Here is a 12,119-nt window from a genome sequence, read left to right on the forward strand (position 1 = left end):
TGGATGACCGATCCTTCTGTTGGGAGCCGGCTGCCACCGCAGAACGAGTGCTATCCTCGACTCATGTTTCCATGCCTGTCGAGGCCAGCCCCCGCATGATTCTCGTCCTGCTGCCCCACTGCGACTACGACCCCACCGAAAGCAGCGTGCCCTGGCAGTATCTGCAGCGTGCCGGCATCGAAATCCGTTTCGCCACCCCCGAAGGCACCGTCGCCCATGCCGACCCGCGCCTGGTGGAACACGGCTTCGGCCCACTCAATCCGCTGCTGATGACCCGCAAGCCCGACCTGGACAGCTATCGGGCTATGCTTGCCGACCCGCACTTCCAGCATCCCCTGGCCTACGCCGATGTCGACCCAACGCAATTCGACGGCCTGCTGGTCCCTGGCGGCCACGCCGATGGCATGCGCAGCCTGCTGGACTCCGAGGCGGCGAAACGGATCGCCCTGCACTTCTTCAAGACCGGCAAACCGATCGCCTCGGTCTGCCACGGCCCGCTGCTGTTCGCCCGTACCCTCGATCCCGACACGGGCCGCTCGGTGCTGTACGGACGCAAGGTCACCGGCCTGCTGTCGATGACCATGGAATTGGCCGCCTGGCTGATTACCGCGCCGTGGCTCGGTCGCTACTACCGCACCTACCCGCAGACCGTCGAAGCCGAGATCAAGACCGTGCTCGCCAGCCCCGGGGACTTCATCAGCGGGCCACCGGCGCTGCTGCGTGACTCGGCCAGTAAACCCGGACGCGGCTTCACCGTCCGCGACGGCAACCTGCTGACCGCGCGGTGGCCCGGCGACTGCCATCGCCTCGCCACCGAATGGCTGAAGATGATCAAGGAAACGCGCAACGCCTGAGCCGAATTAACCGCCCTGGCTGTTCAAGGTTGAAACGGCTACAGGCAACCGTGACACTCAAGCCCTGCCCGGCTGCCGGGTGAGCATTACCTCCAGCTCGACCGTGTGCACGAAGCACAGCTTGTTGCCTTCCGGGTCGCGGCAGTAGGCGCCGTAGTAATCGGCCGCATAGTGGGGCCGCAGGCCCGGTGCGCCCTCGTCCCTTGCGCCCAGGGCCAGGGCACGGTCCCAGGCCGCCTGCACCGCCGCCCGGGACGGTGCGGCGAAACTCACCTGCACACCGTTGCCCCAGGTCGCCGGCAGGCCGTTGAACGGCTCCTGCACGAAAAAGTGCGGCCAGGCCCAACCCGGCAACCGCCAGCCGGCGCCCGGCGGGCCGCCATCCTGCTCATCGGCCATGCGCACCAGGCCGAGTTCGGCCAGTACAGCTTCGTAGAAGGCAATCATGCGCGGCAGGTCCCGCGCGCCGAGCTGGATATGACTGAACATGGGAATCCTCCCTGATGAATGGCAGGTCGCTCAGTCGAGCCTGAAGGCGTCGTCCAGCGGAATGCGATAACCGTTGGCCAGCCGGTTGGTTTCGTTGGCCATGCCGACCACCGCCTGCAGTTCGCCGAACATCGCGTCGGTCATCCCCGCCTTGCGCGCCGCCGCGGTGTGGGAGGCGATGCAGTACGGGCAGTTGTTGGTGACGCTGACGGCGACATAGATCAGTTCCTTGGTCAGCGGGTCCAGGGCGCCGGGGGCCATGATCTCCTTGAGGCTGTCCCAGGTGCGGCGCAGGGTCGGCGGATGCGCGGCCAGGCACTTCCAGAAGTTGTTGACCTGCTCGACCTTGCGGGTCTGCATGATGTCATCGTAAACCGCGCGTACTTCGGGGCTGGCGTCTTCGTATTCGGTCAGGTGCTGGGACGACATGGAGCTTCCTCGCAATGAATGGATTAGCACGTCAAGGCGCCTACGTTACGCCTTCTGCCCGCGCAGACGAAAGCTCCCCGGACTCTCCCCCGTCCATTGCTTGAAGGCCCGGTGGAACGCACTCGGCTCGCGAAAGCCGACTTCCAGGGCGATCTCGGCAATGCTCGTGCGGGTGCTGCGCAGGCGCTCGAAGGCGATGGCGCGACGGACTTCGTCCTTGATCTCCTGGTAGGAAAACCCCTCACGCTGCAAGGCCCGGCGCAGGCTGGCCAGGTGAATGCCGAATTCGTCGGCCAGTTGCTCCAGGGTCGGCCAATGATCGTAGCCGCACGAACGCAGGCGCTGGTGCACCCGGGCACTGAAGCCCTCGCGATTGCGAAACCGGATGAACACCGACTGCGGCGCATCGCGCAGGAACCCATAGAGCGACTTGCGGTCGGCCAGCACCGGCAGACGCAGGTACTCGCGCTCGAACTCGATTTCGGTGACCGCCGCGTCGAACTCGACATAGGCGCCCCACAGCAGGTGCTCGTCGCCATGGGGTGGCCGGGCATAGGCGAAGCGTGCCCGACTGATGGGAATCCGCCGGCCGGCCAGCCAGCACATCAGGCCGACGATCAGGATCAGGAAGGTTTCGGTAACCACCGCCTGCAGGTACGGGTCGCGGGCATCCGTGGTCATCACCACGGCGACCCGCTTGCCGCGCGCCAGCACCTGGGCCTGGATGTCGCGCAGGAACAGCGCGAAATACTCCAGCGACAGGCCCAGTGCCTTGCCTACCGTCGGTGCCTGGATCAGGCCGCGGCAGATCAGGGCAAAGCTGCCGACGGGCATGCCGTGGGAGTCGAAGCCGAAGAACTCATCGCCCAGCTCGCGGATCACCGCCAACCACAACTGGGCCAATTGCCGGGGAGCCACCCGCTCGCCCAGTTCCTCCACCGAGCGCTCGCTGAAACCGGCACCCTGCAGCAACTCGGCGACCCGTTGCGGGTTGTCGAGAAAGCGCGTCAGCAGGGCCTTGACGAAGTACGACGACACCGAATGTTTTTCTTTCATGAATCCCAGGCTGCGTATGGCAAAAAAGAACAGATTTACTGAGCGGTTTCGGCATAGGCCGAACCGATGTGCGGTCCTAGACTGGGCGACCAGATAGGTCCTGCTTCAGATAGGGCGCCCGAGACGGGCTAGGCTATGTACGAAATCGCTTGAAACTTGGTTATGCGACGTTAAAAACCGGCTCGGAATGCTCATTGACAACCAGTCAAGTCGGGCGCGACCCCGGGCGTTCCTCGCCGGTTTTCGCCTTGCCTAACCTGCGTTTCAAACAATTTCGTACACAGCCTAAGCTTCCCCACCGGCTCCCCCAACAACAGCAACAGCGAAGCGCCCACGACAACCCAACAGGAGTGCCCCATGTCAAAGCCCGAAGTGTATATCGTCAGCGCCGTCCGGACAGCCATCGGCACCTTCGGCGGCGCCCTGAAGGATGTGCCCCTGAGCGATCTGGCCACCACTGCCGTCAAGGCCGCGCTGCAGCGCAGCGATGTGGACCCGGCGCTGGTCGGCCATGTGGTGATGGGCAACGTCATCCCCACCGATACCCTGGATGCCTACCTGTCCCGCGTTGCCGCGATGAACGCCGGCATTCCCAAGGAAACCCCGGCCTATAACGTCAACCGCCTGTGCGGCTCGGGCCTGCAGTCGATCGTCTCGGCCGCCCAGACCCTGCTGCTCGGCGACGCCGAAGTGGCCATCGGCGCCGGTGCCGAATCCATGAGTCGCGGCCCGTACCTGCTGCCGGCCGCCCGCTGGGGTGCGCGCATGGGCAACGTGCAGGCCATCGACTACATGCTCGGCATCCTCCACGATCCGTTCCACGGCATCCACATGGGCATCACCGCCGAGAACATCGCCGAGCGCAATGGCATCACCCGCCAGATGCAGGACGACCTGGCCCTGGAAGAACAGGTGCGGGCCCGCCGCGCCATCGACGAAGGCCGCTTCGAGGGGCAGATCGCCCCGGTGGAAGTGCGCAGCCGCAAGGGTACCGAGCTGTTCAGCGTCGACGAGCACCCGCGCAGCACCTCGCTGGAACAGTTGGCGCAGATGCGCACCGCCTTCAAGAAGGACGGCACGGTCACTGCCGGCAACGCCTCGGGCCTCAACGACGGCGCGGCCGCCGTACTGATGGCCAGCGCCTCGGCGGTGCAGGCCAACGGTCTCAAGCCCCTGGCCCGACTGGTGGCCTACGCCCATGCCGGGGTCGAACCGGAACTGATGGGCCTCGGCCCGATCCCGGCCACCCGCCTGGCACTCAAGCGCGCCGGTCTGAGCATCGCCGACCTCGACGTGATCGAGTCCAACGTCGCCTTCGCCGCCCAGGCCTGCGCGGTCAGCCAGGAACTGGGCCTCGACCCGGCGAAGGTCAACCCCAACGGCTCGGGCATCTCCCTCGGCCATCCGGTCGGGGCGACCGGTACCATCATCGCCACCAAGCTGATCCACGAGCTGCATCGCACCGGCGGACGCTATGGCCTGGCCACCATGTGCATCGGCGGTGGACAAGGCATCGCCGTCATCTTCGAACGGGTTTAAGGACGATCTTCATGACTATCCAACGTATCGCCGTGATCGGCGCCGGCATCATGGGCAACGGCATCGCGCAGGTCTGCGCGGTGGCGGGCCTGCAGGTCAGCCTGATCGATGTGTCCCAGGCTGCCCTGGACAAAGGGCTGGCGACCCTCAGCGGCAACCTCGACCGCCAGGTGCGCAAGGCCGTGATCAGTGCCGAGGACAAGCAGGCCGCCCTCGGCCGCATCAGCCTGAGTACCGACTACGCGGTGCTGGCCGGAGCCGAGCTGGTGATCGAGGCCGCCACGGAAAACCTCGAACTGAAAAAACGCATTCTCAAGCAGGTCGCCGAAGTGGTCGGCGCCGAGTGCATCATCGCCACCAACACCTCGTCGCTGTCGATCACCGAACTGGCGGCAGCCATCAGCCAGCCGGCACGCTTCATCGGCCTGCACTTCTTCAACCCGGTCCCGGTGATGGGTCTGCTGGAAGTCATTCGCGGCCTGCAGACCAGCGACGCCACCCACGCCAGCGCCCTGGCCCTGGCCACGCAGATCGGCAAGACCGCCGTGACCGCCCGCAACCGCCCTGGCTTCGTGGTCAACCGCATCCTCTGCCCGATGATCAACGAAGCCATCTTCGTCCTCCAGGAAGACCTGGCCAGCGCCGAAGACATCGACGCCGGCATGCAACTGGGCTGCAACCAGCCGATCGGCCCGCTGGCCCTGGCCGACCTGATTGGCCTGGATACCCTGCTGGCGATCATGGAGAGCCTGCACTCGGGCTTCGACGAACCGAAGTACCGGCCGGCGCAGTTGCTCAGGGAAATGGTGGCGGCCGGTTACCTGGGTCGCAAGAGCGGGCGTGGCTTCTACACGTACGAAGGCTGATTGGCCATGGCCCGGGCAGCTCTTGCCATTGCATCGCAGGCGCCGGAACAGAAACCTTCACGCCATCTGGAAACCCGCACCAAAGCCGTGGCGCTGTTTGCCCGGCGCGGGTTCGCCCAGGTTGGCCTGCGGGAACTGGCCGCGCACCTGGGCATCCAGCCGGGCTCGATCTACAACCATATCGAGAGCAAGCAGGCGCTGCTGTTCGAGCTGATCGAGAGCCTGCATCTGGACCTGCTCGAAATTGTCGCCGCGCCTTCGGCGCGGGCCTCGCGCTCGGCAGAAAAGCGCCTGGACGCACTGATAACCGCGCACCTGGACCTGCACCGCGACAAGGCCGATTTCTTCCGCGTCGCGGAGCATGAATTCCACTGCCTGGACGACTCGCAGCAGGCGGCCGTGCTGGAATTGCGCCGCCGCTACGAAAGCCACCTGGTCAAGTTGCTCACGCCCCTGGGCCTCTCCCCTGACGAGTCCCTGGCCCGCACCACCGTGCGTACCTTCCTCTGTCTGCTGAACAACCTGCCGGCCTGGACCGACGATGCCGGCCTGGAGCCACAGGGCCATCGACTGCTGATGCACGGAATTGCCTTGGGCGCGGTGAAAGGCGCCCTGGCCAGTGCCTCTCGGTGAAAATCACCTGAAGCAACGGGTGACCTAATCGCGGTTGCTGCTTGATTTCTTCCGGCTGAAAATCAGACGTGCTGCATACCCAGGCCTGCAACTGAGCCCGGCTCCCCCCTCAGAGACAGGTCGCGACAGCCGCCAGCCTTCTGGCACCGATCGGTTTGGTCACGGTGGCGTAGTAGTCGACCACGGTACCCTCGGCCTCGCGGCGGACATCGACGAAGTATTCGGAACCACGGGTGTAGACCGTCGAGCCCCCCTTGTAGCCCGGTTGCAGATAGGCTGCGGCGTCGACATCGAAGACCTTTTCGTCCTGCCAGGAGAACTGGATGCACTGGGCGACGACATTGTCGGCCTTGGTCGAGGTGAAACTCTTGGTCGGCCCGGTGCTGCGGGTCTGATTCATGCCGGGGCCCATGCACCCCGCCAATGCCACTGCCGCCACCGCCCCGATTAACATCCGCATGACCGTTCCCTGCTCGAAAAAAAGAAGCGACTTTAGCACTGAGTCCACGCAATACGAACCGGATTCGCACAGCCTGCCAGCCATGCGGACAGCGCGGATCCGGCTTGCAACCCCGGCACCTTGAGCCAGACTGTCCAGAGGACTGCCCACATAGGCAAAAATGCAGACAAGACCTGCACTTATCTCGGTTGTACACGGCAAATTTGCACTGATACGATCAACCATCGTTCGCTTGCGAACGCACCTAAAAAGACAATAAAAGCAGGGAGTTAGTAATGACTGCTCGGGTTTCATCCTCCGCTGCGACGGATTTTGACGACACCTCGGCCGATGTCCTGGCGCAGGTGCGCAACCACATCGGTCACCTTACCCTCAACCGCCCCGCCGGCCTCAATGCCCTGACCCTGGACATGATCCGCCTGCTGCAACGTCAGCTCGATGCCTGGGCCGAAGACCCGCAGATCCACGCCGTGACCCTGCGCGGCGCCGGCGATCGCGCCTTCTGCGCCGGCGGCGACATCCGTTCGCTGTACGAAAGCTACAAGAGCGGCAGCCGGTTGCACGAAGAGTTCTTCGTCGAGGAATACGCTCTCGACCTCTGCATTCATCACTACCGCAAACCGGTGCTGGCGCTGATGGACGGTTTTGTCCTCGGCGGCGGCATGGGCCTGGTGCAAGGCGCCGATCTGCGGGTCGTCACCGAGCGCAGTCGGCTGGGGATGCCGGAAGTCGGCATCGGCTACTTCCCGGATGTCGGTGGCAGCTACTTCCTGCCCCGCATTCCCGGCGAGATCGGCCTGTACCTGGGCGTCAGCGGCGAGCAGATTCGCGCCGCCGACGCGCTCTACTGCGGCCTGGCCGACTGGTACCTGCACAGCGACAGGCTGGCCCTGCTGGACCAGCGCCTCGACCAGCTGGAATGGCACGACACCCCGCTCAAGGACCTGCAGAGCCTGCTGGCCAAGCTGGCCGTACAGACCCTGCCGGATGCACCGCTGGACAAGCTGCGCCCGGCCATCGACCACTTCTTCGCCCTGCCCGACGTGCCCAGCATCATCGAACAGATGCGTGCAGTGACCGTCGCCGACAGCCATGAGTGGGCCCGGGACGTCGTCAGCCTGCTGGAAACCCGCTCGCCTCTGGCCATGTCCGTGACCCTGGAGATGTTGCGCCGGGGCCGTCACCTGAGCCTGGAAGCGTGCTTCGCCATGGAGTTGCACCTGGACCGCCAGTGGTTCGAGCACGGCGACCTGATGGAGGGTGTGCGCGCCCTGTTGATCGACAAGGACAGAACGCCCCGCTGGAATCCACCCACCTTGCACGCGCTGCAACCCGAGCGGGTCGCACGTTTTTTCCAAGGCCTCGACACAAGCGAAAACTGAAGCCATGCACGATATCGAACTGAGCGAAGAACAAGTGATGATCCGCGACATGGCCCGGGATTTCGCCCATGGCGAAATCGTGCCCCATGCCCAGGCCTGGGAAAAGGCCGGCTGGATCGACGACGGCCTGGTCCGCAAGATGGGCGAGCTGGGCCTGCTGGGCATGGTGGTTCCCGAGGAATGGGGCGGCACCTACGTCGACTACGTCGCCTATGCCCTGGCCGTCGAAGAGATTTCCGCCGGCGATGGTGCCACCGGCGCGCTGATGAGCATTCACAACTCGGTTGGCTGCGGCCCGATCCTCAACTACGGTTCCCAGGCGCAGAAGGAAACCTGGCTGCAGAAGCTGGCCACCGGCCAAGCCATCGGCTGTTTCTGCCTGACCGAGCCGCAGGCCGGCTCCGAGGCGCACAACCTGCGCACCCGTGCCGAACTCAAGGACGGCCAGTGGGTGATCAACGGCGCCAAGCAGTTCGTCAGCAATGGCAAGCGTGCCAACCTGGCGATCGTCTTTGCCGTGACCGACCCGGAGTTGGGCAAGAAAGGCCTCTCGGCCTTCCTGGTGCCGACCGATACGCCAGGTTTCATCGTCGACCGGACCGAACACAAGATGGGCATCCGCGCCTCCGACACCTGCGCCGTCACCCTGAACCAGTGCACGGTACCCGAGGCCAACCTGCTGGGTGAGCGTGGCAAGGGCCTGGCGATCGCCCTGTCGAATCTTGAAGGCGGGCGGATCGGTATCGCCGCCCAGGCGCTGGGTATCGCCCGCGCCGCCTTCGAAGCGGCCCTGCGTTATGCCCGCGAGCGTGTGCAGTTCGACAAGCCGATCATCGAGCACCAGAGCATCGCCAACCTGCTGGCCGACATGCACACCCGGATCAACGCCACGCGACTGCTGATCCTCCACGCCGCACGCCTGCGCAGTGCGGGCAAGCCGTGCCTGTCGGAGGCGTCACAGGCCAAGCTGTTCGCCTCGGAAATGGCCGAGAAGGTCTGCTCCTCGGCGATGCAGATCCATGGTGGGTATGGGTACCTGGAAGATTATCCGGTGGAGCGTTACTACCGGGATGCGCGGATCACGCAGATCTACGAAGGGTCGAGCGAAATTCAGCGGATGCTGATTGCGCGGGAGCTCAAGCACTACCTGGTATAACGCCGGCACCTGTGCCGCAAGCCCAGCCTTGTAGGAGCCGGGCGTGCCCGCGAAGGCGCCCTTGAGGACGCCAGGAGCTTCGCGGGCAAGCCCGGCTCCTACACTGTCCGGCCCTCACAAGATTGGGCCAGGCTCAGCGATCCTTGAACTGCGCCTCGCGCTTGGCCACGAACGCCGCCATGCCCTCTTTCTGGTCCTCGGTGGCAAACGCCGCATGGAACACCCGACGCTCGAAACGCACCCCCTCGGACAGGCTGACCTCGAACGCCCGGTTGACGCTCTCCTTGATCATCATGCTGATCGGAATCGACTTGCCGGCGATCACGGCCGCCACCTTCAGTGCTTCGTCCAGCAACTCATCGACCGGCACGATCCGCGCCACCAGGCCGCAACGCTCGGCCTCCACCGCATCGATGAAACGCCCGGTCAGGCACAGGTCCATGGCCTTGGCCTTGCCCACCGCACGGGTCAGACGCTGGGTGCCACCCATGCCCGGCAGCACGCCGAGGTTGATCTCCGGCTGGCCGAACTTGGCGTTGTCGGCAGCCAGGATGAAGTCGCACATCAGCGCCAGCTCACAGCCGCCGCCCAGGGCAAAACCGGCCACCGCGGCGATGATCGGCTTGCGCCGGTTCGCCACCCGATCGCTGTCGCTGAACAGGTCGTCGAGGTAGATTTTCGGATAGGTCAGCTCGGCCATTTCCTTGATATCGGCGCCCGCGGCAAAGGCCTTCTTCGACCCGGTCAGCACGACGCAACCGATCTCCGGGTCGGCCTCCAGGCGGTCCAGCGCCTGGTTCAACTCACTGACGATCTGTGCGTTCAGGGCATTGAGCGCCTGTGGGCGGTTCAGGGTGATCAGGCCGACGCGGCCCTTGATGTCCAGCAGAATGGTTTCGTAGTTCATCGTTAATGTCCTTGCTCACAGGTTGCGCGAAATGACCATGCGCTGAATGTCGCTGGTACCTTCATAGATCTGGCAGACCCGCACGTCGCGGTAGATCCGCTCCAGCGGGAAGTCGTTCAGATAGCCATAGCCGCCGAGGGTTTGCAACGCCGAGGAACAGACCTTCTCGGCCATTTCCGAAGCGAACAGCTTGGCCATGGAGGCCTCCACCAGCGCCGGCTTGCCGCTGTCGCGCAGGGCGGCGGCGTAGTGCACCATCTGCCGCGCCACGGCGATCTGGGTCGCCATGTCCGCCAGGCGGAACGCCACGGCCTGGTGCTCGATCAGCGCCTTGCCGAAACTCTGCCGCTCACGGGCATAGTCGCGGGCCGCCTCGAACGCCGCCCGGGCCATGCCCACCGATTGCGCGGCAATCCCGACCCGACCGCCCTCCAGGTTCGCCAGGGCAATACGATAGCCCTCGCCCTCCTCGCCCAGGCGGTTGGCGACGGGGACCTTCACCCCCTCGAAGAGGATCTGGCAGGTATCGGAGGCATGCTGGCCGAGCTTGTCCTCGACCCGCGCGACCTTGTAACCCGGCGCATCGGTGGGCACGATGAACGCGCTGATACCGCGCTTGCCGGCACTCGGGTCGGTCACGGCAAAGACGATCACCACCCCGGCATTCTGCCCGGAGGTGATGAACTGCTTGCAGCCGTTGAGCACGTAGTGGTCGCCCTCCAGCCGGGCGCGGGTCTTCAGGCCACTGGCGTCGGAGCCGGCCTGGGGTTCGGTCAGGGCGAAGGCACCGAGCATCTGCCCACCGGCCAGGGCCGGCAGGAAACGAGCCTTCTGCTCGTCGTTGCCGAAGTTGAGGATCGGCACGCAGCCCACCGAGTTGTGCACGCTCATGATGGTCGAACAGGCGCCGTCACCGGCAGCGATCTCTTCCAGGGCCATGGCGTAGGCCAGGTAACCGGTATCGCAACCGCCCCACTGCTCCGGCACCAGCATGCCGAAGAAGCCCAGTTCGGCCATTTCGCCGATGGCTTCCCGGGGAAAACGGTGCTCACGGTCCCACTCGGCGGCGAACGGTTTGAGCCGTTCCTGGGCAAAGTCCCGGGCGGCATCGCTGATCTGTTGTTGCTCTTGGTTCGGTAGCATGGGGACTCCTTACAGGCACTCGATCGCCATCGCCGTGGCCTCGCCACCGCCGATGCAGATCGCCGCGATACCGCGCTTGAGGTTCTGCTGACGCAGTGCCGACAGCAGCGTCACCAGGATCCGCGCACCGGACGCACCGATGGGGTGTCCCAGGGCACAGGCGCCGCCATTGACGTTGACCTTCTCATGGGGGATCTGCAGCTTGTCCATGGTTACCAGGGTGACCACGGCGAAGGCCTCGTTGATCTCGAAACGGTCGACCTGGTCCAGGGTCCAGCCGGTCTTTTTCAACAGCTTGTGGATCGCGCCCACCGGCGCCACCGGGTACAGGCTCGGGGTGTCGGCGAATGCCGCATGCCCGTGGATCACCGCCAGCGGTTTCAAGCCGCGTTTTTCGGCTTCGGAGCGGCGCATCAGCACCAGCGCCGCCGCACCATCGGAAATCGAGCTGGAGTTGGCCGCAGTGACCGTACCGTCCTGGCGGAACGCCGGTTTCAGCGAGGCGATCTTGTCCAGCCTGGCCTTCGGCGGTTGCTCGTCATCGCTGATCAGCCGTTGCTCCTTGCCGACCGTCACCTGCAGCGGCACGATCTCGTCCCTGAAGCGGCCTTCGCGGATGGCCTGTTGCGCACGGGTCAGGGAGGCGACGGCGAAAGCATCCTGGGTTTCGCGGCTGAAGCCGTTGGTCTCGGCGCAGTCCTCGGCAAAGGTGCCCATCAGCCGGCCCTTGTCATAGGCGTCTTCGAGGCCATCGAGGAACATGTGGTCAAGCACCTGGCCATGGCCCATGCGATAGCCCGCGCGGGCGCGGTCCAGCAGGTACGGAGCGTTGGACATGCTTTCCATGCCGCCGGCCACCACCACTTCGGCACTGCCGGCCAGCAGCCGGTCATGGGCCAGGATGGTCGCTTCCATGCCGGAGCCGCACATCTTGTTCAGGGTGGTGCAACGGGTGCCCTTGTCCAGCCCGGCGCCCAACGCCGCCTGACGGGCGGGAGCCTGGCCGAGACCGGCCGGGAGCACACAGCCGAACAGCACCTCGTCGACGGCATCCGCCGCCACCCCGGCGCGCTCGACCGCGGCACGGATCGAGGCGGCGCCCAGTTGCGGTGCGGTCAGGCTCTTGAGGTCGCCCTGGAAGCCGCCCATGGGGGTGCGCACGGCGCTGACGATGACCACGGGATCCTGGATAGTCATGGTTATTT

At 65.1% G+C, this 12,119-nt stretch carries 13 protein-coding genes; 6 read left to right on the forward strand and 7 right to left on the reverse strand.

What is annotated here, in order from left to right; translation table 11 throughout:
* Positions 1-95: 95 nt before the first annotated feature.
* Complete coding sequence (locus ACMGT0_RS18130) at positions 96-854, forward strand: DJ-1/PfpI family protein (RefSeq protein WP_273826252.1); 759 nt, start codon at positions 96-98, stop codon at positions 852-854.
* Between the two features lie 57 nt (positions 855-911).
* Here ACMGT0_RS18130 and ACMGT0_RS18135 read toward each other — a convergent pair whose 3' ends face one another.
* The 3 genes from ACMGT0_RS18135 to ACMGT0_RS18145 are packed head-to-tail and all read right to left on the reverse strand — an operon-like array spanning position 912 to position 2,828.
* A complete protein-coding gene (locus tag ACMGT0_RS18135; protein WP_416769145.1) occupies positions 912-1,343 on the reverse strand; it encodes a VOC family protein in 432 nt (143 codons plus the stop codon).
* Between the two features lie 30 nt (positions 1,344-1,373).
* Positions 1,374-1,772 carry a carboxymuconolactone decarboxylase family protein gene (locus ACMGT0_RS18140; RefSeq protein WP_054064356.1) on the reverse strand — a complete coding sequence of 133 codons (399 nt, stop codon included), beginning with the start codon at positions 1,770-1,772 and terminating at the stop codon, positions 1,374-1,376.
* Positions 1,773-1,817: 45 nt separating this feature from the next.
* The gene (locus ACMGT0_RS18145) at positions 1,818-2,828 is read right to left on the reverse strand and encodes an AraC family transcriptional regulator (RefSeq protein WP_416769148.1); all 1,011 of its coding nucleotides are present in this window, start codon (positions 2,826-2,828) and stop codon (positions 1,818-1,820) included.
* Between the two features lie 357 nt (positions 2,829-3,185).
* On the opposite strand from ACMGT0_RS18145, the gene ACMGT0_RS18150 reads away from it, so the two are divergent.
* From ACMGT0_RS18150 to ACMGT0_RS18160, 3 genes are read left to right on the forward strand one after another with little or no spacing between them, the layout of a single operon-like run.
* A complete protein-coding gene (locus ACMGT0_RS18150; RefSeq protein ID WP_054064358.1) occupies positions 3,186-4,367 on the forward strand; it encodes an acetyl-CoA C-acyltransferase family protein in 1,182 nt (393 codons plus the stop codon).
* An 11-nt stretch (positions 4,368-4,378) separates the two neighbouring features.
* Entirely contained in the window at positions 4,379-5,233 is an 855-nt protein-coding gene (locus tag ACMGT0_RS18155; protein ID WP_054061216.1) for a 3-hydroxybutyryl-CoA dehydrogenase, read from the forward strand.
* 6 nt (positions 5,234-5,239) lie between these two features.
* Positions 5,240-5,866, forward strand: a complete 627-nt coding sequence (locus ACMGT0_RS18160; RefSeq protein ID WP_054061221.1) for a TetR/AcrR family transcriptional regulator — start codon at positions 5,240-5,242, stop codon at positions 5,864-5,866.
* Between the two features lie 109 nt (positions 5,867-5,975).
* Here the strand turns inward: ACMGT0_RS18160 and ACMGT0_RS18165 are convergent, their stop codons facing one another.
* On the reverse strand, positions 5,976-6,326 hold the full coding sequence (locus tag ACMGT0_RS18165; RefSeq protein ID WP_026145275.1) for a hypothetical protein: 351 nt from the start codon (positions 6,324-6,326) through the stop codon (positions 5,976-5,978).
* A gap of 275 nt (positions 6,327-6,601) precedes the next feature.
* Here ACMGT0_RS18165 and ACMGT0_RS18170 point away from each other — a divergent pair, with 275 nt between their 5' ends.
* On the forward strand, positions 6,602-7,708 hold the full coding sequence (locus tag ACMGT0_RS18170) for an enoyl-CoA hydratase/isomerase family protein (protein ID WP_054061217.1): 1,107 nt from the start codon (positions 6,602-6,604) through the stop codon (positions 7,706-7,708).
* Between the two features lie 4 nt (positions 7,709-7,712).
* On the forward strand, positions 7,713-8,864 hold the full coding sequence (locus ACMGT0_RS18175; RefSeq protein ID WP_054064361.1) for an acyl-CoA dehydrogenase family protein: 1,152 nt from the start codon (positions 7,713-7,715) through the stop codon (positions 8,862-8,864).
* Between the two features lie 133 nt (positions 8,865-8,997).
* On the opposite strand, the gene ACMGT0_RS18180 is transcribed toward ACMGT0_RS18175, so the two are convergent.
* Genes ACMGT0_RS18180 through ACMGT0_RS18190 form a run of 3 tightly spaced genes read right to left on the reverse strand, consistent with a single transcriptional unit; the run spans position 8,998 to position 12,111 of the window.
* The gene (locus ACMGT0_RS18180) at positions 8,998-9,771 is read right to left on the reverse strand and encodes an enoyl-CoA hydratase (RefSeq protein ID WP_054061219.1); all 774 of its coding nucleotides are present in this window, start codon (positions 9,769-9,771) and stop codon (positions 8,998-9,000) included.
* A gap of 15 nt (positions 9,772-9,786) precedes the next feature.
* Positions 9,787-10,914, reverse strand: a complete 1,128-nt coding sequence (locus ACMGT0_RS18185) for an acyl-CoA dehydrogenase (RefSeq protein WP_054064363.1) — start codon at positions 10,912-10,914, stop codon at positions 9,787-9,789.
* Between the two features lie 9 nt (positions 10,915-10,923).
* Positions 10,924-12,111, reverse strand: coding sequence for an acetyl-CoA C-acyltransferase (locus ACMGT0_RS18190; RefSeq protein WP_054064364.1), 1,188 nt, complete (start codon positions 12,109-12,111; stop codon positions 10,924-10,926).
* Between the last annotated feature and the right edge of the window lie 8 nt (positions 12,112-12,119).

This window comes from Pseudomonas sp. RHF3.3-3 (assembly GCF_048069595.1).
GTDB classification, from domain to species: domain Bacteria; phylum Pseudomonadota; class Gammaproteobacteria; order Pseudomonadales; family Pseudomonadaceae; genus Aquipseudomonas; species Aquipseudomonas fuscovaginae_B.